Source organism: Rouxiella sp. WC2420 (assembly GCF_041200025.1).
Classification (GTDB): Bacteria; Pseudomonadota; Gammaproteobacteria; order Enterobacterales; family Enterobacteriaceae; genus Rouxiella.
The window spans coordinates 390,097-414,297 of sequence record NZ_CP165628.1 but is presented as its reverse complement, the minus strand read 5'-3'; the positions used below and the strand labels follow the sequence as shown (position 1 = coordinate 414,297).

The following is a 24,201-nucleotide window of genomic DNA, read 5'->3' as shown; positions in this document are numbered from 1 at the left end:
TCAATCAATGCCTCATAGGAGTCGTGTAGATGAATGATCTCATTTATCAAAAGGTTGAAAGTAATCCGCGCTTTAAAGAGTTGGTACATAAACGCAGCCGGTTCGCCTGGCTGCTTTCTATCATCACTTTGGTGCTATACGTCGCTTTTATCTTCCTGATAGCCTTTGAGCCTCAATGGCTTGGCACGCCTCTCTATGCTGGCGCAACCATTACGCGAGGCATCCCTGTTGGTGTCGGTTTAATCGTTATATCTTTTGTGCTGACAGGTATTTATGTTTTCCGCGCTAACGGTGAATTTGACCGTTTGACCGCTGATATTATCCGTGAGGTGAAGCCATGAACGCCCGTCGTCTGGGAGTTCTGGCTCTTCTGGCGCTGAGTTCCAGTGCCTGGGCCGCCGAGGGTATTGCCGGAGCTGTGCAACGGCAACCGCTTAATATCGAAGCTATTATCATGTTTGTATTGTTCGTTGGCGCGACACTCTATATCACCTATTGGGCATCAAAACGCACTCGCTCGCGTACGGATTACTACACGGCAGGTGGGCAGATTACCGGGCTACAAAACGGTTTGGCCATTGCGGGAGACTTTATGTCTGCCGCTTCGTTCCTGGGGATCTCGGCACTGGTTTATACCTCGGGCTACGATGGGCTGATTTACTCGATCGGCTTTCTGATTGGCTGGCCGATTATTCTGTTTCTGATTGCCGAGCGATTACGTAACCTGGGTAAATATACCTTTGCCGATGTGGCTTCCTATCGTCTAAAACAGAAACCAATTCGCACTCTGTCAGCCTGCGGCTCATTGGTTGTCGTCGCCTTGTACCTGATTGCGCAGATGGTAGGTGCGGGCAAGCTTATTCAGTTGCTATTCGGGCTGAACTATCTGGTGGCAGTCGTGCTGGTCGGTATTCTGATGGTGCTTTACGTTCTTTTTGGCGGCATGCTGGCGACCACCTGGGTGCAAATCATCAAGGCAGTCCTACTGCTGGCGGGTGCCACCTTTATGGCGATAATGGTGATGAAATCCGTGGGTTTCAACTTCAATACGCTGTTTACTCAAGCCGTGGCCGTGCATCCCAAAGGGCTTGCCATTATGAGTCCCGGAGGGTTGGTATCAGACCCGATATCGGCACTATCGCTGGGGCTGGCACTGATGTTTGGTACAGCCGGTTTGCCACACATTTTGATGCGCTTCTTCACGGTTAACGATGCCAAAGAAGCGCGCAAAAGCGTGTTCTATGCCACTGGTTTTATTGGTTACTTTTATATTCTGACCTTTATTATCGGCTTCGGTGCCATCGTATTGGTCAGTTCTAATCCGGCCTTCAAAGACGCCAGCGGCGCACTGCTAGGTGGAAATAACATGGCTGCCGTTCATCTTGCCAACGCGGTAGGTGGCAGTTTCTTCCTTGGCTTTATCTCGGCAGTTGCCTTCGCGACCATTCTGGCAGTCGTTGCGGGGTTAACGTTGGCGGGCGCGTCTGCTGTTTCGCATGACCTCTATTCCAGCGTGATAAAAGACGGCAAAGCCACAGAGTTAGCCGAGCTTCGCGTATCGAAATCGACGGTCGTGGTGCTGGGCTTTGTAGCAATCGCTCTAGGCATTTTGTTTGAGAAACAGAATATTGCCTTCATGGTTGGTCTGGCATTCTCAATCGCTGCCAGCTGTAACTTCCCTATTATTCTGCTATCTATGTACTGGTCTAAATTGACTACGCGCGGTGCGATGATTGGTGGGTGGTTAGGGCTAATTACAGCGATCGTTTTGATGATCCTCGGCCCGACCATCTGGGTGCAAATTTTGGGTCACGCCAAGCCGATTTACCCGTATGAGTATCCTGCATTGTTCTCAATGATCGTGGCTTTTGTGGGTATTTGGTTCTTCTCAATTACTGATAAATCCCCTTCTGGCGCAGCAGAAAGGAAGCTTTTCTGGCCCCAATTTGTACGCTCTCAAACCGGTATTGGGATTTCACAGAGCAGTAAACACTAATTTATTGCCGATAAAAGAAACAAAAAAGGCCCCAATCGTTAGATTGAGGCCTTTTTATCAAGCATTGACTGATCAAAAATCACTCACCCTTATCAATGAGGTAGAATAAAAAACCGCTTTCACTGAGGTTTTTACTTATTTGATGCTGGCAGTTTATGCATGACGTTGTCATACCCCCTTCGGGCCGTTACAGGCAGCGTTCTCCCGCCTCCGGCAGGAGTCCTGCTCTCTTACTCACGCAGAAAACCGCTCTATAGGAGGAAAACAAAAAAACCCCAGTCTTTCGACTGAGGTTTCTCTGTTTATTTGATGCCTGGCAGTTCCCTACTCTCGCATGGGGAGACCCCACACTACCATCGGCGCTACGGCGTTTCACTTCTGAGTTCGGCATGGGGTCAGGTGGGACCACCGCGCTACTGCCGCCAGGCAAATTCTGTTAATTTACCGAACTCTACGCTTTGTTTCTGGTGCTGATACCCAGAGTCGAACTGGGGACCTCACCCTTACCAAGGGTGCGCTCTACCAACTGAGCCATATCAGCATACTAATCTACTGCAACATCCAACTGGTAAATTCACAATAAGATGTTTAATTTGATGCATGGCAGTTTATGTATGACTCCGTCATACACCCTTCGGGCCGTTGCAAGCAACGTGCTAAAAGCGTTGCTTTTAGTCCTACTCTCTTCTCGAGCAGGCAACCGTCCTACTACTACACAGTACTACTTTTAATTTGATGCCTGGCAGTTCCCTACTCTCGCATGGGGAGACCCCACACTACCATCGGCGCTACGGCGTTTCACTTCTGAGTTCGGCATGGGGTCAGGTGGGACCACCGCGCTACTGCCGCCAGGCAAATTCTGTTTCATTCCAACCGCTTTCCCCATTATTCAGGGCAGCCATCAGAATCAATCTTTGAACAAGCTGAATATCAAAACTTAAGTCTTTGTGTCTCTCTAAAACACCTTCGGTGTTGTAAGGTTAAGCCTCTCGGGTCATTAGTACTGGTTAGCTCAATGCATCGCTGCACTTACACACCCAGCCTATCAACGTCTTAGTCTTAAACGTCCCTTCAGGGGACTCGAAGTCCCAGGGAAGACTCATCTTGAGGCAAGTTTCGCGCTTAGATGCTTTCAGCGCTTATCTTTTCCGCATTTAGCTACCGGGCAATGCCATTGGCATGACAACCCGAACACCAGTGATGCGTCCACTCCGGTCCTCTCGTACTAGGAGCAGCCCCTCTCAATCTTCCAACGCCCACGGCAGATAGGGACCGAACTGTCTCACGACGTTCTAAACCCAGCTCGCGTACCACTTTAAACGGCGAACAGCCGTACCCTTGGGACCTACTTCAGCCCCAGGATGTGATGAGCCGACATCGAGGTGCCAAACACCGCCGTCGATATGAACTCTTGGGCGGTATCAGCCTGTTATCCCCGGAGTACCTTTTATCCGTTGAGCGATGGCCCTTCCATTCAGAACCACCGGATCACTATGACCTACTTTCGTACCTGCTCGAGCCGTCACTCTCGCAGTCAAGCTAGCTTATGCCATTGCACTAACCTCACGATGTCCGACCGTGATTAGCTAACCTTCGTGCTCCTCCGTTACTCTTTAGGAGGAGACCGCCCCAGTCAAACTACCCACCAGACACTGTCCTCACCCCAGATTATGGGGCCGAGTTAGAACATCAAACATTAAAGGGTGGTATTTCAAGGTTGGCTCCACGCAGACTGGCGTCCACGCTTCAAAGCCTCCCACCTATCCTACACATCAAGGCTCAATGTTCAGTGTCAAGCTATAGTAAAGGTTCACGGGGTCTTTCCGTCTTGCCGCGGGTACACTGCATCTTCACAGCGAGTTCAATTTCACTGAGTCTCGGGTGGAGACAGCCTGGCCATCATTACGCCATTCGTGCAGGTCGGAACTTACCCGACAAGGAATTTCGCTACCTTAGGACCGTTATAGTTACGGCCGCCGTTTACCGGGGCTTCGATCAAGAGCTTCTCCTTGCGGATAACCCCATCAATTAACCTTCCGGCACCGGGCAGGCGTCACACCGTATACGTCCACTTTCGTGTTTGCACAGTGCTGTGTTTTTATTAAACAGTTGCAGCCAGCTGGTATCTTCGACTGTCTTCGGCTCGGGAAGCAAGTTCCTCCACCTAGCGACAGCGTGCCTTCTCCCGAAGTTACGGCACCATTTTGCCTAGTTCCTTCACCCGAGTTCTCTCAAGCGCCTGAGTATTCTCTACCTGACCACCTGTGTCGGTTTGGGGTACGATTCAATGTTACCTGATGCTTAGAGGCTTTTCCTGGAAGTGCGGCATCAACTACTTCACCACCGTAGTGGCTCGTCATCACGCCTCAGGGTTAAAGTAAACCGGATTTACCAAGTCTACACCCCTACACGCTTAAACCGGGACAACCGTCGCCCGGCTAGCCTAGCCCTCTCCGTCCCCCCTTCGCAGTAACACCGAGTACAGGAATATTAACCTGTTTCCCATCGACTACGCCTTTCGGCCTCGCCTTAGGGGTCGACTCACCCTGCCCCGATTAACGTTGGACAGGAACCCTTGGTCTTCCGGCGTGCGGGTTTTTCACCCGCATTATCGTTACTTATGTCAGCATTCGCACTTCTGATACCTCCAGCAGCCCTCACAGACCACCTTCAACGGCTTACAGAACGCTCCCCTACCCAACAACGCCTAAGCGTCGCTGCCGCAGCTTCGGTGCATGGTTTAGCCCCGTTACATCTTCCGCGCAGGCCGACTCGACCAGTGAGCTATTACGCTTTCTTTAAATGATGGCTGCTTCTAAGCCAACATCCTGGCTGTCTATGCCTTCCCACATCGTTTCCCACTTAACCATGACTTTGGGACCTTAGCTGGCGGTCTGGGTTGTTTCCCTCTTCACGACGGACGTTAGCACCCGCCGTGTGTCTCCCGTGATAACATTCTTCGGTATTCGGAGTTTGCATCGAGTTGGTAAGCCGGGATGGCCCCCTAGTCGAAACAGTGCTCTACCCCCGAAGATGAGTTCACGAGGCGCTACCTAAATAGCTTTCGGGGAGAACCAGCTATCTCCCGGTTTGATTGGCCTTTCACCCCCAGCCACAAGTCATCCGCTAATTTTTCAACATTAGTCGGTTCGGTCCTCCAGTTAGTGTTACCCAACCTTCAACCTGCCCATGGCTAGATCACCGGGTTTCGGGTCTATACCTTGCAACTTGACGCCCAGTTAAGACTCGGTTTCCCTACGGCTCCCCTATACGGTTAACCTTGCTACAAAATATAAGTCGCTGACCCATTATACAAAAGGTACGCAGTCACCCAACAAAGTAGGCTCCCACTGCTTGTACGTACACGGTTTCAGGTTCTATTTCACTCCCCTCGCCGGGGTTCTTTTCGCCTTTCCCTCACGGTACTGGTTCACTATCGGTCAGTCAGGAGTATTTAGCCTTGGAGGATGGTCCCCCCATATTCAGACAGGATGTCACGTGTCCCGCCCTACTCATCGAACTCACAATCTGTGCATTTTTGTGTACGGGACTATCACCCTGTACCGTGCGACCTTCCAGACGCTTCCACTAACACACAAACTGATTCAGGTTCTGGGCTGTTCCCCGTTCGCTCGCCGCTACTGGGGGAATCTCGGTTGATTTCTTTTCCTCGGGGTACTTAGATGTTTCAGTTCCCCCGGTTCGCCTCGCACGGCTATGTATTCACCATGCGATAATGTGACGTATCACATTGGGTTTCCCCATTCGGGTATCGTCGGGTATAACGGTTCATATCACCTTACCGACGCTTTTCGCAGATTAGCACGCCCTTCATCGCCTCTGACTGCCTAGGCATCCACCGTGTACGCTTAGTCGCTTAACCTCACAACCCGAAGGTGTCTTTTAAACTCGTTAAGAGTGACGCCGTTCGTAGCCGTGATTATTTGAGAGACTCTAATACAGGTGCGCATAACTCAGTACTTCTACGGAGAGTTATGTTCAGCTGTATCATTTCAATTTTTCAGCTTGTTCCAGATTGTTAAAGAGCAATATCGTAAACACGACTCAATAAAGTCATCTTTACGATAGTTTCTGACCCGCGAAGGTACAGAGTGATAATGTCTTTCACACATTATCGGATGGCGTCCCCAAGGGGATTCGAACCCCTGTTACAGCCGTGAAAGGGCAGTGTCCTAGGCCTCTAGACGATGGGGACACGAAAATGCCGTCTCGAATCACTGACTCGACACGTTTTCGTATCAGCGCAGGGTTTCCCCCACTGCATCAACAGGTGCTCTTGCTCGTTAATTTCATCAGACAATCTGTGTGGACACTGCACAATGCGTATCTTTAGGTAAGGAGGTGATCCAACCGCAGGTTCCCCTACGGTTACCTTGTTACGACTTCACCCCAGTCATGAATCACAAAGTGGTAAGCGCCCTCCCGAAGGTTAAGCTACCTACTTCTTTTGCAACCCACTCCCATGGTGTGACGGGCGGTGTGTACAAGGCCCGGGAACGTATTCACCGTAGCATTCTGATCTACGATTACTAGCGATTCCGACTTCATGGAGTCGAGTTGCAGACTCCAATCCGGACTACGACGTACTTTATGAGGTCCGCTTGCTCTCGCGAGTTCGCTTCTCTTTGTATACGCCATTGTAGCACGTGTGTAGCCCTACTCGTAAGGGCCATGATGACTTGACGTCATCCCCACCTTCCTCCGGTTTATCACCGGCAGTCTCCTTTGAGTTCCCGACATTACTCGCTGGCAACAAAGGATAAGGGTTGCGCTCGTTGCGGGACTTAACCCAACATTTCACAACACGAGCTGACGACAGCCATGCAGCACCTGTCTCACGGTTCCCGAAGGCACTAAGCTATCTCTAGCGAATTCCGTGGATGTCAAGAGTAGGTAAGGTTCTTCGCGTTGCATCGAATTAAACCACATGCTCCACCGCTTGTGCGGGCCCCCGTCAATTCATTTGAGTTTTAACCTTGCGGCCGTACTCCCCAGGCGGTCGACTTAACGCGTTAGCTCCGGAAGCCACGCCTCAAGGGCACAACCTCCAAGTCGACATCGTTTACAGCGTGGACTACCAGGGTATCTAATCCTGTTTGCTCCCCACGCTTTCGCACCTGAGCGTCAGTCTTTGTCCAGGGGGCCGCCTTCGCCACCGGTATTCCTCCAGATCTCTACGCATTTCACCGCTACACCTGGAATTCTACCCCCCTCTACAAGACTCTAGCTTGCCAGTTTCAAATGCAGTTCCCAAGTTAAGCTCGGGGATTTCACATCTGACTTAACAAACCGCCTGCGTGCGCTTTACGCCCAGTAATTCCGATTAACGCTTGCACCCTCCGTATTACCGCGGCTGCTGGCACGGAGTTAGCCGGTGCTTCTTCTGCGAGTAACGTCAATCGCTGCTGCTATTAACAACAACGCCTTCCTCCTCGCTGAAAGTGCTTTACAACCCTAAGGCCTTCTTCACACACGCGGCATGGCTGCATCAGGCTTGCGCCCATTGTGCAATATTCCCCACTGCTGCCTCCCGTAGGAGTCTGGACCGTGTCTCAGTTCCAGTGTGGCTGGTCATCCTCTCAGACCAGCTAGGGATCGTCGCCTAGGTGAGCCATTACCCCACCTACTAGCTAATCCCATCTGGGCACATCCGATGGCGTGAGGCCCGAAGGTCCCCCACTTTGGTCTTGCGACATCATGCGGTATTAGCTACCGTTTCCAGTAGTTATCCCCCTCCATCAGGCAGTTTCCCAGACATTACTCACCCGTCCGCCGCTCGTCACCCAGAGAGCAAGCTCTCCCGTGCTACCGCTCGACTTGCATGTGTTAGGCCTGCCGCCAGCGTTCAATCTGAGCCATGATCAAACTCTTCAATTAAAAGTTCGATTTGCTGAAACAAGTTCAGCGGTGCTCAAAGTTTACTTTCGTAATAATTCAAAAATGAATTACTGCTTGGTCACTCTAAGACTTGGCATTGCTGCCTTTGATATTCTGTTGCCACCGAAGTGGCTGATATCGTCTTGTGAGTGCCCACACAGATTGTCTGATAAATTGTTAAAGAGCAGTGAGTTACGCGCTTTCGCTTGCTAACTCGAGGTGGCGTATTCTACGCTTTCCTCTTTTGATGTCAACCGTTTATTTTCGCGGTCATCATCATTTTTAATGCTTTCCGACTTGTTCACACCGCGTTGCTGCTGCGTTGTTCCCTGTCGATGGAGCGGCATTATAGGGAGTTTCTGAGGAGCCGCAAGCGTTTATTGATCTTTTAATTCTGACTGCCTGTTTTTCGTTCCTTTCGCGGAGTTCTTATCCGATCCGCATGTTTTATCAACGATCCTGCAGGGCAAAACTAGGTATTCATTGATCCAACGACTATATTGCGGAAAGCATTAATCTCATCAGAGAGGAATAAGTCATGTCACAAGCATTAAGATCCTATAAAGGAACGCATCCAAAATTGGGCGATCGCGTAATGGTTGATCCCACTAGCGTGATTATCGGCGATGTGGATCTGGCTGATGACGTCAGCGTCTGGCCCCTGGTTGCCATTCGTGGTGACGTTAACGGGGTAGTCATTGGCTGTCGCAGCAATATTCAGGACGGCAGTGTATTGCACGTCACCCATCAGTCTGCTCATAACCCGGAAGGTTTCCCGCTAATTATTGGCGAAGACGTAACGGTAGGACATAAAGCTATGCTGCACGGCTGCACCGTGGGCAATAGAGTATTGGTTGGAATGGGATCGATTGTGCTGGATGGCGCGATTATTGAAGATGACGTAATGATTGGCGCGGGAAGTCTGATACCGCCCGGTAAACGATTAGAGAGCGGCTACCTGTATCTGGGGAGCCCGGTTAAACAGATTCGCGAACTGAGCGCCGAAGAGATTGCTGGTTTAACCTATTCATCTAATAATTACGTTAAATGGAAAGATGAATACTTATCGGGAGAAGATAAGTAACAACCTTCTCCTTCATCTATATATAGAGGGGATTCGAATAAACGATCCCCCTTTAATATCTTAACCTGCCAGATCCTGCTTTAACTGAGTCAAAACCGGTTCAATCTCAGGCATTACGCCGTGCCATAAATAGAAGGCGTGAGCGGCTTGCCCCACCAGCATACCCAAGCCATCTGCCGCGTATTTTGCACCGCATTGTTTTGCCCAGGCAATAAACGGTGTTTCACCCGCCTGATAAAACATATCGTAGATGCGGGTTTCTGCCGTTACGACAGCAACAGGGATCGCGGGTACATCCCCTTTAATTCCTGAAGCCGTGGCATTGATGATTAAATCAAAAGCCAGTCCGTCGAGATCGTTTAGCGCAACGGCGGTAATATCACCCTTGGCTGCAAAGATAGAATGCAGATGCTGGGCGCGCTCAAAAGTACGATTGGTGACTACCACCCGGCAACCGTGAGCTAACAGCGGCAGGATTACGCCACGCGCTGCTCCCCCGGCACCCACCAGCAGAACGCGATCGCCTGATTTGATCATATTCAAACGTTGCAGATCGCTAATCATACCAATGCCGTCGGTGTTATCCCCCAGCAATCGACCATCTTCCAGCTTCTTCAATGTATTAACAGCACCGCTCAGCGCAGCGCGATCCGAGAGTTCATCAGACTCGGCAAAGGCGCGCTCCTTGAATGGAACAGTAATATTTGCTCCGCTTGCGCCATTAGCAAAGAAGCCGCGCAACGTTTCTTCAAACTCATCATGAGGTGCCAAAACAGTACCGTACTGATGGTTGATCCCGGTTTGCTCGGCAAAAAGGGCGTGAATACGCGGTGACTTGCTATGACCGATTGGGTTACCGAAAACAGCGAAAGAAGACATGACAGATTTTCCTTAACCTTGGCGTATAAGTTCGCCGGTAGCAGCATCTTTGATTTCAGACGGGTTTTCGCGCCCACCGACGTTTCCTTCCAGCACAGGGAAATCAGAACCAAACTGCATTCTAACATCATCTGCCGTGCGGCCTGGAGGCTGGCCACTAAGATTCGCACTGGTTGAAACCAGAGGTTTGCCATACTGGCGGCAGAGTTGTTTAACCAATGGATGATCGCTAACACGCACGGCCAGTGAGCTAAAACGCCCGGTAAGCCATTGCGGCGTGGTAGCTTTAGCGGGCATAACCCAAGTCACCGGCCCCGGCCAACTGGCAAAAATCTGCTCTCGACGATCGGCACTTAGCCGAGAATCATCTATATAAGGTAACAGTTGCTCGTAGCTGTCGGCGATTAGGATCAGACCTTTATCGCGCGGTCTCTGTTTAAGCGCCAGCAGCGCCTCGACAGCCTGCTCACTATCGGGATCACAACCCAGACCAAAAACGGCCTCGGTCGGATAGGCAATAACGTGTTGAAGCTCTAATGCCTGCAAGATGGCAGACAGATTGGATTGTTGTGTCGTCATGAGTTTAATCTACTTTTACTACGGCTTTACCGCATAGCTTACTGGCACAGAATAGCTTGATTCCCTGCGCCGTTTTCTTTTCCATCAATAATGGATATTGGCAGAACTCGCAGGTCCCGGCCACTGGAATATTGTTGATTGCAAACTGGCAATCTGGATAGCGGTTGCAGGCATGAAACACTTTACCGAAACGGGATTTGCGTTGCAGCAAATGGCCCTGACCGCACTGCGGGCAAGATAGTGTCGTTTCTTCAGGTTTATCGATAACTTCGGTATGGTCGCATGCCGGATAATCCGAACAGCTGATGAACATGCCATATCGCCCCTGTCGTAAAACCAGCGTAGCCTGGCACTTGGGGCAAAGCTGTCCATCGAGAATTTTAACGATATGGCCATCGGCCTGAGCTTTTAACGGTCGGATGTGCTGACATTCAGGATAGTTGGAACAGCCTAGAAAAGGGCCGTGGCGACCACTACGGATCACCAAACCGGCCCCGCATTCCGGACAAATTTCACTTTGCTTCCCAGCAAAAAGCGTTGCTTTAGTCATACTCTGTGTTTTACCCGTTATCTGACAGGCGAATATTAAATCGCTTTAGTGCAGATAACCTTCATTAACATCAAATAACAGCTCTTCCATTTGCTGGTATGCACTTTCATATCCTGGAATATTAAAGAGAACCATCAGCACGACCCACTTAAGGTCTTCAAGATCGAACTCGTCGGTATCCAGAGCCATAACACGATCGACGACCATCTCCCTGGTGTCGACATTCAACACTTTAATCTGTTCCAGAAATAGCAGGAAGCCCCGGCAGCTGACATCTAAGCGACTCATTTCTTCGTCGGTATAAACTCTCAGAGCAAAAGGATCTGCATCCAGTAAATAGGATGGAGTACCGCCCTCTTGCAGATCAGCAAGTTTTTCAAGCCAATTTAATGCATTGTGGATATCAGTCCGATGAAATCCAGCCTCGGTTAAGTCATCCGTTAAACTATCTTGGTCGACACTCATCTCCGCTTCGTTGTGAATGTAAGTTTCAAATAAGTACATTAGTACGTCGAACATGGCCTGCCCTCCTAATTCGGACATAGCCGCCGGATACAGCTGCGATCCATCCTGCTAACTCCAGCTCGAGCAGTTTACCTACTACCACTGGCACAGGTTGGCCGGCACGTTCAGCGACGACGTCAACAGGTGTCACCTCATATCCTACGTTAGCCAACACATCGACAAATGGCAATTCAAGTTCAGCAACTTCAGCACAAATATTTACTTCGGCAGCAATTTTTTCGCGTAACGAGGCCGAATCGGTGAAAAAAGACGATTTTTCTGCCGATAGCCAGGTCAATCCGCTGCCGATATGCTCGGCGATATCAATCGGGTCTGTCACCAGGTAAGCGCCCTGTTTGATAAGCCAATGAGATCCCTCACTGTTAGGGCTGTCTATTGCTCCGGGCAATGCGAAGACCTCCCTTCCTTGCTCCAGCGCACAACGTGCAGTAATCAGCGAACCGCTGCGTTGGGAGGCTTCCACAATCAATACGCCAACACTCATCCCACTGATAATTCTATTTCTGCGTGGGAAGTTATGCGGTATTGGCGGCATATTGAGTGGAAATTCTGAAACCAGCGCGCCTCCCTGCACGACAATGCGATCCGCCAGCGAACTATGACAGCGTGGATGGATGCGTCGTAGCCCGCTCCCCAACACCGCCACGGTTTTACCCTTGGCTTCCAAAGCCGCGCGGTGGCAGATTCCGTCAATGCCGAGAGCCAGTCCGCTAGTAATAGTAAAACCAGAGTTAACTAATCCGGCAGCAAAATATTGCGCCCAGTGTTCACCATAGCTGCTGCAGTGACGGCTGCCGACCATCGCTAATTGTGGTGAGTTGAGCAGCTCCAGAGGCCCTTTTACGTAAAGCAACCGTGGCGGCGAGGCGATCTGTTTCAACAGCGGAGGATAGTCGGCGCTGTTGAAACAGATCAGATGCTGATCCTCTTCTTCAGTCCATTTCAAAGATGCATTGATATCAATCAACCGAGGATGAAGATAGGCGGTAATCTGAGCCTCGTTTAACCCGAGCGCGGCGAGCAAGGCAAAGGTGTGACGATCGTGATTGATCAGTTCATCGACCAGCTTACACAACCTCGCTGCGCCTAGCCCTCTCACCTCGGATAACCTGAGCCACACTTCCTGTTGTGTCATGGTCGATATTTCCCGTTCAGACGCCACCGCGACGCCGTGCTCAATTGATACACGATGCTGTCAATCAGAGCCGGAAATGTCTAGAATAGAGATTATATATCGTCAATCCTTTGAATAAAGATCCAGAGATTTATGTCCGTATTACAAATATTGCATTTCCCAGACGACAGGCTTCGCATTGTTGCTAAACCAGTCAAAGAAGTTAACGCCGAAATTCAGCAAATCGTCGATGATATGTTCGAAACGATGTATGCCGAAGAAGGTATCGGGCTGGCCGCAACTCAGGTGAACATCCACCAGCGCATTATCGTTATTGATGTTACTGACGATAAGAGCCAACAGTTGGTGCTGATTAACCCTGAACTGCTGGAGCAAAGCGGTGAAACGGGCATCGAAGAAGGCTGCCTGTCTATCCCTGACCAACGCGGTCTCGTGCCTCGTGCAGCAAATGTGAAGATCCGGGCGCTCGACAGAAACGGCAAAAGCTTTGAGCTTGAAGCCGATGAGCTGCTGGCGATTTGCATTCAGCACGAGATGGACCACCTGATTGGCAAACTGTTCGTCGATTACTTATCGCCTCTGAAACGTCAGCGCATCCGTCAGAAGATGGAAAAACTGGCGAAGCTCAACGCTCGCGGCTAATTGCTGCACGTTGCGTTAGTCATCTCAGGCTATTTTTAATAAGCCGATTTTCCCAGGCTCGCTTTACAGCCTCTTTTGTACAGGAAATGTGCTTTGCGAATAATTTTTGCCGGTACCCCTGATTTTGCAGCGCGTCATCTTGACGCGCTTTTAACATCTGAACATCAGATTGTTGGCGTTTTCACGCAGCCCGACCGCCCGGCAGGACGGGGAAATAAATTAACTCCCAGCCCGGTAAAGACCTTGGCTCTGCAACATGACATCCCTGTGTTTCAGCCAAAATCCCTGCGACCTGAAGAAAATCAGCACCTTGTTGCCGATTTACAGGCCGACGTGATGGTGGTGGTTGCCTATGGACTGATTTTACCCAAAGCGGTGTTGGCCATGCCGGAACTGGGTTGCATCAATGTTCACGGTTCTCTGCTGCCTCGCTGGCGCGGTGCGGCGCCTATCCAGCGTTCGCTGTGGGCCGGTGATGCTGAAACCGGCGTGACAATTATGCAAATGGACGTTGGTCTTGATACCGGCGATATGCTGCATAAAATTCACTGCCCGATCGAAGCCGAAGATACCAGTGCGACGCTTTATGCCAAGCTTGCCGAGCTTGGCCCTGTTGGCATGTTAGAAACGCTGCAACAGCTTGAGCAAGGAACCGCCAGCCCTGAAGTTCAGGACGAATCGCTGGTCACCTATGCAGAAAAACTAAGCAAGGAAGAAGCGCGCCTGGATTGGTCACTGAGCGCGGGGCAGCTCGAGCGTTGCATTCGTGCTTTCAATCCGTGGCCGGTAAGCTACTTTGTCATCGATGATCAGCCGGTGAAAGTCTGGCAGGCGCAGGTTATTGATGCCGATAAAAGCGGCCTTGCGCCGGGCACGATACTCGCGGCGGATAAAAAAGGCATTCAGATAGCCACCGCACAAGGCGTGCTAAACATTACCCAACTTCAGCCTGCGGGTAAAAAACCGATGTCTGCTCAGGATCTGCTGAATTCACGCAGTGAATGGTTCACGCCAGGCACCGTTTTAAACTAATAACGCCACCCGGTATCCTCGACTCATTCAAGATGCCGGGTTCTGCTCTCTCCTTTTATTTATGCTGGCTCAGGTCGGCATGCTGACTGAGGTCAGCTTTTTTGACTATGAAAAACACCTATAACCTCCGCAGCATTGCTGCAAAAGCAATCAGCCAGGTTTTGGATCAGGGCCAGTCACTGTCGACCGTCCTTCCAGGCTTGCAGAAAAGTATTGCCGATAAAGACAAGGCGCTGCTGCAAGAACTGTGTTTTGGCACACTCCGCGTTTTACCCGAGCTGGAATGGTGCTTACAGCAGTTGATGGCCAAACCTTTGACAGGTAAACAGCGTACTCTGCACTATCTGCTAATGGTCGGTTTGTATCAAATGCTGCATACCCGCATCCCGCCACACGCCATTCTCGCCGAAACCGTTGAAGGTGCAGTCGCCCTGAAGCGTCCACAGCTAAAAGGGTTAATCAACGGCGTGTTGCGTCAGTTTCAGCGTCAGCAAGTCGATCTTCTGCAACGTATGCAAAACAACGATAGCCGCTACCTGCATCCTAGCTGGTTGTTGAAACGAATCAAAAATGCCTACCCTAAACAGTGGCAGCAAATTCTTGACGCCAACAACCAGCGTCCGCCAATGTGGTTACGCGTAAATCGTCAACATCATACTCGCGATGCGTATCTGGCTCTGTTAATCGAGGCCGGAATCGAAGCTCATCCACATCCCGATTATGCCGATGCCCTGCGTCTGGAAACTCCGTGCGGCGTGACATCCTTACCTGGATTTGATCAAGGATGGGTAACGGTTCAGGATGCCTCGGCTCAAGGCAGTGTTGATCTGCTGGATCCGCAAGACGGCGAAGCGATCCTCGATCTTTGCTGTGCGCCAGGCGGAAAAACCACACATATTCTCGAGGCTGCCCCTAAGGCTCACGTTTTAGCGGTAGATGTCGACAAGCAGCGTTTGCAACGTGTTCATGAAAACCTGCAACGCCTCGGCCTACATGCCGAAGTGAAACAGGGCGATGGTCGAGAGCCTCACGTTTGGGCTACCGGCAAGGTCTTCGACAAGATCCTGCTCGATGCACCTTGCTCGGCAACCGGCGTTATTCGCCGTCATCCTGATATTAAATGGCTGCGCAGAGACAGCGACATTACCGAGCTGGCGAGCCTGCAGGCGGAGATTCTAGAAGCAATTTGGCCTACGCTTAAACCACAAGGCACATTAGTGTATGCCACCTGTTCCATCCTCCCCGAAGAGAATAGCGAACAGATTACTGCCTTCCTTGCCCGTCATCCGGAGGCTAGACTGGTAGAAACCGGGGATATTGAGCGACCAGGCAAACAAAATCTCCCTGATGCAAACAGTGGTGATGGTTTCTATTACGCCAAGCTGATCAAAGGCTAACGTCATCTTGTTAAGTCGGCGGCCCTTGACGACATTTTAAGCAATACAGAGAGTGCTATGAAAATAATAATTCTCGGTGCTGGCCAGGTTGGCGGCACGCTGGCAGAAAATCTGGTCGGTGAGAACAATGATATTACTATCGTTGATACCAATACCTCTCGCCTGCGACAGTTGCAGGACAAGTTCGATCTGCGTGTCGTTCAGGGCCACGGTTCACATCCTCGTGTTCTACGTGAAGCCGGAGCAGAAGATGCCGACATGCTGGTTGCCGTGACCAGCTCTGACGAAACCAACATGGTAGCTTGCCAGATAGCCTACTCATTATTCAATACGCCTAACCGAATTGCCCGGATACGCTCGCCTGAATACATTCGTGAGTCCGAGAAGTTATTCCAGCCAGAAGCCGTGCCAATTGACCACCTAATCTCTCCCGAGCAGCTGGTCATCGACTACATCTACAAGCTGATTGAGTATCCTGGCGCATTACAGGTAGTGAACTTTGCCGAAGGTAAAGTCAGCATCGCGGCGGTAAAAGCCTATTACGGTGGCCCGTTAGTTGGCAGCGCGTTGTCAGCCATGCGTGAGCATATGCCGCATATTGATACCCGCGTGGCCGCGATATTTCGTCAAGATCGCCCAATTCGACCGCAGGGCTCTACCATTATCGAAGCCGGTGATGAAGTATTCTTCGTAGCGGCCTCTCAGCATATTCGTGCAGTGATGAGCGAATTACAGCGTCTGGAAAAACCCTACAAGCGCATTATGATTGTGGGCGGCGGCAATGTCGGTGCAGGTTTGGCCATGCGTCTTGAGAAAAACTATAGCGTCAAGCTAATCGAACGCGATCAGCAGCGTGCCGCAGAATTAGCTGAGTTGTTGCAAGATACCATCGTGTTTTATGGTGATGCTTCTGACCAGGAATTACTGGCAGAAGAACATATTGAGCAGGTCGACGTGTTTATTGCCATCACTAACGATGATGAAGCGAATATTATGTCCGCTATGTTGGCAAAGCGCATGGGCGCTAAAAAGGCGATGGTGCTTATCCAGCGTAGCGCCTACGTTGACCTGGTTCAGGGAAGCGTAATTGATATCGCCATCTCTCCACAGCAGGCAACAATTTCTGCCCTGCTGGGTCACGTACGTAAAGCGGATATAGTTAGCGTTTCCTCCCTTCGTCGCGGAGTTGCCGAAGCAATCGAGGCGATTGCACACGGTGATGAAAGTACTTCGAAAGTTGTCGGACGCACCGTTGAGCAGATAAAACTGCCACCGGGTACCACGATTGGTGCTGTTGTGCGCGGTAATGAAGTGATCATCGCAAACGGCATGACGCGCATTCAGCAAGGCGATCACGTAGTGATGTTTATTACCGACAAAAAATTCGTTCGCGATGTGGAAAGATTGTTCCAACCGAGCCCGTTCTTCCTTTAAAAATCAACTTAAGTTAAATTTAACACGAATTTAGGCAAATATTAATAACACCAGTAGCGCATCTGCTACAAATGGTCTTTACTTTGTTTGACATAATTAGTGGATTTGCCAAGGAGTTACATTATGAGTTTTGTGAAGGATTTTCGCGACTTTGCCATGCGCGGCAACGTGGTTGACCTAGCGGTTGGTGTGATCATCGGTGCAGCATTTGGTAAAATAGTTTCATCTTTGGTAGCCGATATTATTATGCCTCCACTGGGTTTGTTAATTGGCGGCGTAGATTTTAAATCTTTCCAATGGGTACTACGTGATGCTGTCGGAACAGCGCCTGCCGTAGTGATGCATTATGGTGTTTTCATTCAGAACATTTTTGATTTCGTCATCGTTGCCTTGGCTATTTTCTGTGCTATTACGTTAATAAGTAAATTGCGCAGGAAAGAAGAGGCCGCCCCGGCAGCCCCTCCAAAGCCAACTGCTGAAGAAATATTATTGACCGAGATCCGCGATCTGCTGAAAGAACAGCAAACCCCGCGTCTATAACCAAGAATTTAGATTAAAAAAGCCATCGGAGACGATGGCTTTTTTATTGTAGGAAATTAACTGACGAATTAGAGAGTTATCAGGAAAGCAGTGTTAAATGTTTTATACAATCATCAAATTAAAACGTTTAAGACTGCCTTCCCAATTTGCTCCTTTACCTTTTTTATCTTTGCGGCGATAGCTGCCTTTACCTTTCAAACTTTTTTCTACCCGTTGGCGGAACAGTGGATCATGCAGCAATGCTTGAATTGCATTGTCCTGAATCACACCTTTATTGTGTTTATACTGACTCATAGTCACCTCATTATATTGGCGTTTAGCAGCAATTATCGCTGCGGAGATAAATCTAGACCCTATTTTGTTAATTTGCAATATCGCCACTGGCACCGTTTTCCAGTGCCTCAATGATTGAGCAACTGCGACTGGTATGTGCCCCGCCACAACAAGCTGCACTAAGTCGTTGTAATGAATCACGCATGCGCAACAGCTCGCTCAACTTATGCTCAACCTCAGACAAGCGGCGGTCGACGATCGATTTTGACTCTTGGCAGGTGTGCTGTGCCGGATCGATGCGGATCGATAGTAATTCACTGATGGCTTCCAGCGTAAAACCCGTCGTTTTTGCATAGCGTATAAACCGCAGCCGCTGAAGATCATTCTCAGTGTAAAGACGGTAACCGGATTCACTCCGCACTCCCAATGACATCATGCCCTGCTTTTCATAATAACGGATGGTATCCGGCGTCACGTCGGCGAGTTTGGCTAATTCACCAATCTTAAACATTTTGTTCTCCAATGAACTGTTTTTGTAATCTGGCCTGATAATTAACCTCATTGAGGAAGTCAGTGCTCATGCCAGCCTGATGAAGACGAAGTCTTAGAATAGTTAACCGTTTCTCTGCCTTGAGGTAATCTTCAGAATCTGCGGCAATCTGTTTCAACAGTATCTGTAAATCAACCGCCTCTTTACGGTCCTGTATTTCAGGCGGCACATAACCGGCATTTTTGAGTATCCGATAAGCTACGCGCAGCTCTGGAGGGACACCACTATCGTCATCCATTACTAGCGGTGAACCTGCTCCAGGAAGGTTGTCGAACTCACCTTTAGCCTGTGCATCAAGAATATGTCTTTCGGCCCATTGATCACTCAGAAACATAGCGTCTCCTGCAGAATAAAATGAAAACTGATGGTTAGCATAGCGCGGTGAAAGATAAAAGCGTAGAGCGGGGCAATATCTACAAAGCTTGTCAGAAGTTAACTGACTGATATTGTTTAGATAGGCTATTGAAAGGGTAATAGAAGAAACTGTGGCGGAAAACAATTAATGAATAGGGCAAAATTTAAATGTAAAAAAACCGGGCTTTTGGCCCGGTCTTTTCATGCATCTACAGATTATTCAGCAGTTGCTACTTCTGCGCTTGACTCTGCACGATCAACGAGCTCGATGTATGCCATCGGCGCATTGTCGCCTGCACGGAAACCACACTTAAGAATACGAGTGTAACCACCGGCACGGCTCGCGAAACGCGGGCCCAGTTCATTAAACAGTTTTGCCACGATCTCGTTATCACGAGTACGGGCGAATGCCAGACGACGATTTGCAACGTTGTCGGTCTTGGCAAGAGTAATCAGCGGCTCAACAACGCGACGCAGCTCTTTCGCTTTCGGCAGGGTCGTCTTGATTATTTCATGACGAACCAAAGAGCCGGCCATGTTACGGAACATAGCCGTACGGTGGCTGCTGTTACGGTTCAGTTGACGACCACTCTTACGATGGCGCATGACCTTATCCTTCTCAGTAAAACCTTAACCTGTGATCCGGTTACTCGTCAGCAATACTTGCAGGTGGCCAGTTTTCCAGGCGCATGCCCAGAGACAAACCACGGGAAGCAAGTACGTCTTTAATCTCGGTAAGAGATTTTTTACCTAAGTTAGGCGTCTTAAGAAGCTCAACTTCGGTACGCTGTACCAGATCACCGATGTAGTGGATTGCTTCTGCTTTGAGGCAGTTAGCAGAGCGGACAGTCAATTCCAGATCGTCAACAGGGCGCAGCAGGATTGGATCGAACTCCGGCTTCTCTTCTTTGACTTCTGGTTGACGTACATCACGTAAATCAACAAAAGCTTCAAGTTGTTCAGCAAGAATGGTTGCCGCACGACGGATCGCCTCTTCAGGATCGATCGTACCGTTGGTTTCCATTTCGATAACCAGCTTGTCCAAATCAGTACGCTGTTCTACACGCGCTGCTTCAACATTGTAGGCAATTCGCTCTACAGGGCTGTAGCATGCATCTACTAACAGACGACCAATTGGGCGCTCATCTTCTTCCGAATGAATTCGGGCAGACGCCGGCACATAACCCCTACCGCGCTGAACTTTGATACGCATACTGATAGCAGCGTTTTCATCGGTCAGGTGGCAGATAACGTGTTGCGGCTTGACGATTTCGACATCACCATCATGGGTAATGTCGGCTGCAGTCACAGGGCCAATGCCAGACTTATTCAGGGTAAGAATAACTTCATCTTTCCCTTGAACTCTCACCGCCAGCCCTTTCAGGTTGAGCAGGATTTCCAGGATGTCTTCCTGTACGCCTTCTTTGGTGCTGTACTCATGCAGTACACCATCAATCTCAACCTCGGTCACCGCGCAACCCGGCATGGATGAAAGCAGAATACGGCGCAGTGCGTTGCCTAAAGTATGGCCAAAGCCACGTTCTAAAGGCTCAAGGGTCACCTTGGCGTGCGTCGAACTGACTTGCTCGATATCTACCAGGCGCGGTTTTAGAAACTCTGTCACAGAACCCTGCATTGTGTCCTCTCTTTGGTACTAAGCTTTACTTAGAGTAAAGCTCGACGATCAGGTGTTCGTTAATGTCAGCTGACAGATCGGCGCGTTCAGGATTACGTTTGAACTGACCTTCCATCTTAGCAGCATCAACTTCAAGCCAAGTCGGCTTTTCACGCTGTTCAGCCAACTCCAAAGCGGCCTTCACGCGAGATTGCTTTTTAGCTTTCTCACGGATGCTGACAACGTCATTCGGAGATACCTGATAAGAAGCGATGTTGACAACGCGACCGTTTACCATAACTGCTTTGTGGCTAACCAGCTGGCGTGACTCTGCACGCGTAGCGCCGAAGCCCATACGGTAAACAACGTTATCCAGACGACCTTCCAGAAGTTGCAACAGGTTTTCACCGGTGTTGCCCTTCAGGCGGGCTGCTTCTTGGTAGTAGTTACGGAACTGGCGCTCCAGAACACCGTAGGTACGGCGAACTTTTTGCTTTTCACGTAACTGCACGCCATAGTCAGACAGACGCGGTTTACGCGCACCGTGCTGACCAGGAGCTTGATCAATCTTACACTTGGTATCGATCGCGCGAACACCAGATTTAAGGAATAAATCTGTGCCCTCACGACGGCTAAGCTTGAGCTTAGGACCCAAATATCTTGCCATTTTCTCTCTCCAACAATCCTAAAAGCAGCGTTATACGCGACGCTTTTTCGGCGGACGACAACCGTTATGAGGGATAGGAGTCACATCAGTAATATTAGTGATGCGGAAACCAGCCGCGTTTAATGCGCGGATAGTAGACTCACGACCAGGACCAGGTCCTTTAACCATAACTTCCAGATTCTTGATACCGTACTCTTTCACTGCATCTGCACAGCGCTCTGCTGCAACCTGAGCTGCGAACGGAGTGGATTTACGAGAACCACGGAAACCGGAACCACCAGCTGTTGCCCAACCCAAAGCATTACCCTGACGATCGGTAATAGTCACAATGGTGTTGTTGAAAGACGCATGGATATGAGCCACGCCGTCAGAGACTTGTTTTCTTACACGCTTACGTGTACGAACAGGTGCCTTTGCCATTTATTCTATCACCCCGATTATTTCTTGATCGGTTTGCGCGGACCCTTACGGGTACGTGCGTTAGTCTTGGTACGCTGACCGCGTACTGGAAGACCACGACGATGACGCAAACCACGATAAGTTCCAAGGTCCATAAGACGCTTGATGCTCAGGGTGACTTCACGACGCAGATCACCTTCAACAATGAACTTGGCGACTTCGTCACGCAGCAATTCGATTTGCTCTTCAGACAGCTCTCTGATCTTAACATTTTCAGCAATACCAGACGCAGCACAGATAGCCTGTGAGCGGGTTTTACCGATACCGTAGATCGAAGTTAATGCGATCACGGTATGTTTCTGATCAGGAATGTTAATGCCTGCTATACGGGCCACTATGCACTCCTACTATTTATATACGGCAACACCATTCTGAAAAGCCCGTTTTCAGGATACTCAAATAGTGATGCAGCTTACATACAAAAGATTGGCTGGCTAATCTAGCCAGCTCAACCCAACTTTGCAAGAAAAATATGCGAGATAATCAGCCTTGACGCTGTTTATGCTTCGGCTCGGCGCTGCAGATTACGCGAACGACACCGTTACGCTTAACAATTTTGCAGTTACGACATAATTTCTTGACGGAAGCACGAACTTTCATTTTTACTCTCCGTTACTTCGCAAACACACCAGATTAGCGATTATTGCCTTTCAGGTTTGCTTTCTTCAGCGCAGACTCATACTGACTTGACATCATCAGAGTTTGCACTTGAGCCATAAAGTCCATGATGACCACAACTACGATGAGCAGCGATGTGCCACCGAAGTAGAATGGAACATTCATTGCGTCACGCATGAACTCCGGGATAAGGCAGATAAAAGTAATGTACAACGCGCCGACTAAAGTCAGGCGGGTCATTACTTTATCAATATACTTCGCCGTTTGCTCTCCCGGACGAATTCCTGGTACAAATGCACCGGACTTCTTCAGGTTATCTGCTGTCTCACGCGGGTTGAACACCAACGCAGTATAAAAGAAACAGAAGAAGATGATTGCAGTAGCATAGAGTAACACATAAAGCGGTTGCCCAGGCTGCAAATACAGCGAAATTGTTGTCAGCCAGTTCCAACCAGTTCCGCCACCGAACCATGATGCAATCGTGGCCGGGAACAGAATGATGCTGGAAGCAAAAATAGCAGGAATTACGCCGGCCATATTCACTTTCAACGGTAAGTGTGTGCTCTGTGCTGCATAAACACGACGACCTTGTTGACGTTTGGCGTAGTTAACGACGATACGACGTTGACCACGTTCCATAAAGATAACAAAGAACGTCACTGCAAACACTAATACTGCAACCAACAGCAACAGGAGGAAGTGCAGGTCGCCTTGTCTAGCCTGTTCGATAGTATGGCCAACAGCTGTCGGGAGACCCGCTACAATACCAGCAAAGATTATGATTGAAATACCGTTACCGATACCACGTTCAGTAATCTGTTCACCCAGCCACATCAGGAACATTGTCCCGGTAACCAGACTCACAACTGCAGTAAAGTAGAATGAAAGGCCTGGGTTTAACACCAGACCTTGCATACCAGGCATATTCGGTAAACCGGTAGCAATACCGATCGACTGGAATACGGCCAAAACCAGCGTACCGTAGCGGGTGTACTGGCTAATCTTACGACGGCCAGCCTCCCCTTCTTTCTTTATTTCTGCTAACGCTGGATGAACCACCGTTAACAGCTGGATAATAATCGATGCCGAAATATACGGCATGATTCCCAGAGCAAAGATCGAAGCACGGCTAAGAGCACCACCAGAGAACATGTTAAACATTTCAATGATGGTGCCTCTTTGCTGCTCGAGCATTTTAGCAAGTACAGTGGCATCAATACCAGGGATCGGAATAAAAGAGCCGATACGGAAAACAATCAGCGCACCGATAACAAACAAAAGTCTGCGCTTCAGCTCACCAAGTCCACCTTTAGCACTTTGAAAATCTAATCCCGGTTGCTTAGCCATCTGCTACTTATTCCTCTATTTTACCGCCAGCAGCTTCGATAGCAACACGAGCGCCTTTGGTGACACGCAGACCACGTACGGTTACCGGACGAGCAACTTCGCCTGAAAGGATTACTTTCGCGAACTCGATCTGGATACCAATTACGTTAGCGGCTTTCAGCGTGTTTAGGTCGATAACGTCGCCTTCAACAAGAGCCAGTTCAGACAGACGAACTTCTGCCGTGATCATAGCTTTGCGAGAGGTGAAGCCGAATTTCGGCAAACGACGATATAAAGGCATCTGACCACCTTCAAAACCACGACGTACGCCACCGCCAGAACGTGAGTTCTGACCTTTGTGACCACGGCCGCCGGTTTTACCCAGGCCAGAACCAATACCACGACCTACACGCCTTGGCGCCTGCTTGGCACCGTCAGCCGGAGACAGAGTATTTAAACGCATCTCTTACTCCTCAACCTTAACCATGTAGGAAACCAGATTGATCATGCCGCGAACAGAAGGTGTATCTTCACGTTCTACAGTGTGACCAATACGACGCAGACCTAAACCAGTCAAAGTTTGCTTGTGTTTCGGCAAACGACCGATGCTGCTTTTTGTTTGAGTTACTTTAATAGTCTTTGCCATGG

25 protein-coding genes, 2 tRNA genes and 4 rRNA genes are annotated in these 24,201 nt (G+C 49.7%); 8 read left to right on the top strand and 23 right to left on the bottom strand.

The window, feature by feature from the left end; all coding sequences use genetic code 11:
• Positions 1-29 precede the first annotated feature (29 nt).
• Together AB3G37_RS02045 and AB3G37_RS02040 are read left to right on the top strand one after the other, a co-directional pair.
• Complete coding sequence (locus tag AB3G37_RS02045; protein WP_369789551.1) at positions 30-341, top strand: DUF485 domain-containing protein; 312 nt, start codon at positions 30-32, stop codon at positions 339-341.
• Positions 338-1,996 (top strand): cation acetate symporter, encoded by a 1,659-nt coding sequence (locus AB3G37_RS02040; protein ID WP_009636688.1) that lies wholly within the window; start codon positions 338-340, stop codon positions 1,994-1,996. The genes AB3G37_RS02045 and AB3G37_RS02040 overlap by 4 nt, the downstream gene beginning before the upstream one ends.
• 311 nt (positions 1,997-2,307) lie before the next feature.
• On the opposite strand, the gene rrf (AB3G37_RS02035) is transcribed toward AB3G37_RS02040, so the two are convergent.
• The 6 genes from rrf (AB3G37_RS02035) to AB3G37_RS02010 all read right to left on the bottom strand — a co-directional run bounded on the left by rrf (AB3G37_RS02035) (position 2,308) and on the right by AB3G37_RS02010 (position 7,894).
• Positions 2,308-2,423: ribosomal RNA gene (rrf, locus tag AB3G37_RS02035) — 5S ribosomal RNA — on the bottom strand.
• A 38-nt stretch (positions 2,424-2,461) separates the two neighbouring features.
• Positions 2,462-2,537: transfer RNA gene (locus tag AB3G37_RS02030), tRNA-Thr, on the bottom strand.
• Between the two features lie 196 nt (positions 2,538-2,733).
• A 5S ribosomal RNA gene (gene rrf / locus AB3G37_RS02025) occupies positions 2,734-2,849 on the bottom strand.
• Between the two features lie 123 nt (positions 2,850-2,972).
• Positions 2,973-5,879: ribosomal RNA gene (locus AB3G37_RS02020) — 23S ribosomal RNA — on the bottom strand.
• Positions 5,880-6,136: 257 nt separating this feature from the next.
• A tRNA-Glu gene (locus AB3G37_RS02015) sits at positions 6,137-6,212 on the bottom strand.
• Positions 6,213-6,351: 139 nt separating this feature from the next.
• A 16S ribosomal RNA gene (locus tag AB3G37_RS02010) occupies positions 6,352-7,894 on the bottom strand.
• The 16S, 23S and 5S rRNA genes sit together here with 2 tRNA genes alongside, the layout of an rRNA operon.
• A gap of 538 nt (positions 7,895-8,432) precedes the next feature.
• Here AB3G37_RS02010 and AB3G37_RS02005 point away from each other — a divergent pair.
• On the top strand, positions 8,433-8,978 hold the full coding sequence (locus tag AB3G37_RS02005; RefSeq protein ID WP_369789550.1) for a gamma carbonic anhydrase family protein: 546 nt from the start codon (positions 8,433-8,435) through the stop codon (positions 8,976-8,978).
• Positions 8,979-9,038: 60 nt separating this feature from the next.
• On the opposite strand, the gene aroE is transcribed toward AB3G37_RS02005, so the two are convergent.
• From aroE to dprA, 5 genes are read right to left on the bottom strand one after another with little or no spacing between them, the layout of a single operon-like run.
• Positions 9,039-9,857 carry a shikimate dehydrogenase gene (gene aroE / locus AB3G37_RS02000; protein WP_369789549.1) on the bottom strand — a complete coding sequence of 273 codons (819 nt, stop codon included), beginning with the start codon at positions 9,855-9,857 and terminating at the stop codon, positions 9,039-9,041.
• 12 nt (positions 9,858-9,869) lie between these two features.
• Positions 9,870-10,436, bottom strand: coding sequence for an L-threonylcarbamoyladenylate synthase type 1 TsaC (gene tsaC / locus AB3G37_RS01995; RefSeq protein WP_009639210.1), 567 nt, complete (start codon positions 10,434-10,436; stop codon positions 9,870-9,872).
• 4 nt (positions 10,437-10,440) lie between these two features.
• Entirely contained in the window at positions 10,441-10,986 is a 546-nt protein-coding gene (locus AB3G37_RS01990; protein WP_369789548.1) for a topoisomerase DNA-binding C4 zinc finger domain-containing protein, read from the bottom strand.
• Between the two features lie 45 nt (positions 10,987-11,031).
• Positions 11,032-11,505, bottom strand: coding sequence for a DUF494 family protein (locus AB3G37_RS01985; protein WP_009639208.1), 474 nt, complete (start codon positions 11,503-11,505; stop codon positions 11,032-11,034).
• A complete protein-coding gene (dprA, locus tag AB3G37_RS01980; protein WP_369789547.1) occupies positions 11,477-12,646 on the bottom strand; it encodes a DNA-protecting protein DprA in 1,170 nt (389 codons plus the stop codon). Before dprA ends, AB3G37_RS01985 begins: the two co-directional genes overlap by 29 nt.
• A 132-nt stretch (positions 12,647-12,778) precedes the next feature.
• Here dprA and def point away from each other — a divergent pair, with 132 nt between their 5' ends.
• The 5 genes from def (at position 12,779) to mscL (ending at position 17,691) form a co-directional block, all read left to right on the top strand.
• Positions 12,779-13,288 (top strand): peptide deformylase, encoded by a 510-nt coding sequence (gene def, locus AB3G37_RS01975; RefSeq protein ID WP_009639206.1) that lies wholly within the window; start codon positions 12,779-12,781, stop codon positions 13,286-13,288.
• 75 nt (positions 13,289-13,363) lie between these two features.
• Positions 13,364-14,320 (top strand): methionyl-tRNA formyltransferase, encoded by a 957-nt coding sequence (fmt, locus tag AB3G37_RS01970; protein ID WP_369789546.1) that lies wholly within the window; start codon positions 13,364-13,366, stop codon positions 14,318-14,320.
• 107 nt (positions 14,321-14,427) lie between these two features.
• Positions 14,428-15,717, top strand: a complete 1,290-nt coding sequence (gene rsmB / locus AB3G37_RS01965; protein ID WP_369790870.1) for a 16S rRNA (cytosine(967)-C(5))-methyltransferase RsmB — start codon at positions 14,428-14,430, stop codon at positions 15,715-15,717.
• Positions 15,718-15,774: 57 nt separating this feature from the next.
• A complete protein-coding gene (gene trkA, locus AB3G37_RS01960) occupies positions 15,775-17,151 on the top strand; it encodes a Trk system potassium transporter TrkA (protein ID WP_369789545.1) in 1,377 nt (458 codons plus the stop codon).
• Between the two features lie 123 nt (positions 17,152-17,274).
• On the top strand, positions 17,275-17,691 hold the full coding sequence (gene mscL, locus AB3G37_RS01955; protein WP_369789544.1) for a large-conductance mechanosensitive channel protein MscL: 417 nt from the start codon (positions 17,275-17,277) through the stop codon (positions 17,689-17,691).
• A 102-nt stretch (positions 17,692-17,793) separates the two neighbouring features.
• On the opposite strand, the gene AB3G37_RS01950 is transcribed toward mscL, so the two are convergent.
• The 12 genes from AB3G37_RS01950 to rpmD all read right to left on the bottom strand — a co-directional run bounded on the left by AB3G37_RS01950 (position 17,794) and on the right by rpmD (position 24,199).
• Positions 17,794-17,985: an alternative ribosome-rescue factor A gene (locus AB3G37_RS01950; RefSeq protein ID WP_369789543.1), complete on the bottom strand. Its 192-nt coding sequence runs from the start codon at positions 17,983-17,985 to the stop codon at positions 17,794-17,796.
• A 67-nt stretch (positions 17,986-18,052) separates the two neighbouring features.
• Positions 18,053-18,475 carry a Zn(2+)-responsive transcriptional regulator gene (gene zntR, locus AB3G37_RS01945; protein WP_009639200.1) on the bottom strand — a complete coding sequence of 141 codons (423 nt, stop codon included), beginning with the start codon at positions 18,473-18,475 and terminating at the stop codon, positions 18,053-18,055.
• Entirely contained in the window at positions 18,468-18,848 is a 381-nt protein-coding gene (locus AB3G37_RS01940; protein ID WP_369789542.1) for a DUF1992 domain-containing protein, read from the bottom strand. Before AB3G37_RS01940 ends, zntR begins: the two co-directional genes overlap by 8 nt.
• A gap of 236 nt (positions 18,849-19,084) precedes the next feature.
• Positions 19,085-19,474 (bottom strand): 50S ribosomal protein L17, encoded by a 390-nt coding sequence (gene rplQ, locus AB3G37_RS01935; protein WP_009639198.1) that lies wholly within the window; start codon positions 19,472-19,474, stop codon positions 19,085-19,087.
• Between the two features lie 40 nt (positions 19,475-19,514).
• Positions 19,515-20,504 (bottom strand): DNA-directed RNA polymerase subunit alpha, encoded by a 990-nt coding sequence (rpoA, locus tag AB3G37_RS01930; protein WP_002919219.1) that lies wholly within the window; start codon positions 20,502-20,504, stop codon positions 19,515-19,517.
• Between the two features lie 25 nt (positions 20,505-20,529).
• Positions 20,530-21,150 carry a 30S ribosomal protein S4 gene (gene rpsD / locus AB3G37_RS01925; protein WP_009639197.1) on the bottom strand — a complete coding sequence of 207 codons (621 nt, stop codon included), beginning with the start codon at positions 21,148-21,150 and terminating at the stop codon, positions 20,530-20,532.
• A gap of 30 nt (positions 21,151-21,180) precedes the next feature.
• Entirely contained in the window at positions 21,181-21,570 is a 390-nt protein-coding gene (rpsK, locus tag AB3G37_RS01920) for a 30S ribosomal protein S11 (protein WP_004929731.1), read from the bottom strand.
• A 17-nt stretch (positions 21,571-21,587) separates the two neighbouring features.
• On the bottom strand, positions 21,588-21,944 hold the full coding sequence (rpsM, locus tag AB3G37_RS01915) for a 30S ribosomal protein S13 (RefSeq protein ID WP_009639196.1): 357 nt from the start codon (positions 21,942-21,944) through the stop codon (positions 21,588-21,590).
• A gap of 148 nt (positions 21,945-22,092) precedes the next feature.
• Positions 22,093-22,209 carry a 50S ribosomal protein L36 gene (gene rpmJ / locus AB3G37_RS01910; RefSeq protein ID WP_002227352.1) on the bottom strand — a complete coding sequence of 39 codons (117 nt, stop codon included), beginning with the start codon at positions 22,207-22,209 and terminating at the stop codon, positions 22,093-22,095.
• A 33-nt stretch (positions 22,210-22,242) separates the two neighbouring features.
• Positions 22,243-23,574 (bottom strand): preprotein translocase subunit SecY, encoded by a 1,332-nt coding sequence (gene secY / locus AB3G37_RS01905; RefSeq protein WP_009639195.1) that lies wholly within the window; start codon positions 23,572-23,574, stop codon positions 22,243-22,245.
• 7 nt (positions 23,575-23,581) lie between these two features.
• The gene (gene rplO / locus AB3G37_RS01900; RefSeq protein WP_009639194.1) at positions 23,582-24,016 is read right to left on the bottom strand and encodes a 50S ribosomal protein L15; all 435 of its coding nucleotides are present in this window, start codon (positions 24,014-24,016) and stop codon (positions 23,582-23,584) included.
• Between the two features lie 3 nt (positions 24,017-24,019).
• Positions 24,020-24,199: a 50S ribosomal protein L30 gene (gene rpmD / locus AB3G37_RS01895; RefSeq protein WP_009639193.1), complete on the bottom strand. Its 180-nt coding sequence runs from the start codon at positions 24,197-24,199 to the stop codon at positions 24,020-24,022.
• Between the last annotated feature and the right edge of the window lie 2 nt (positions 24,200-24,201).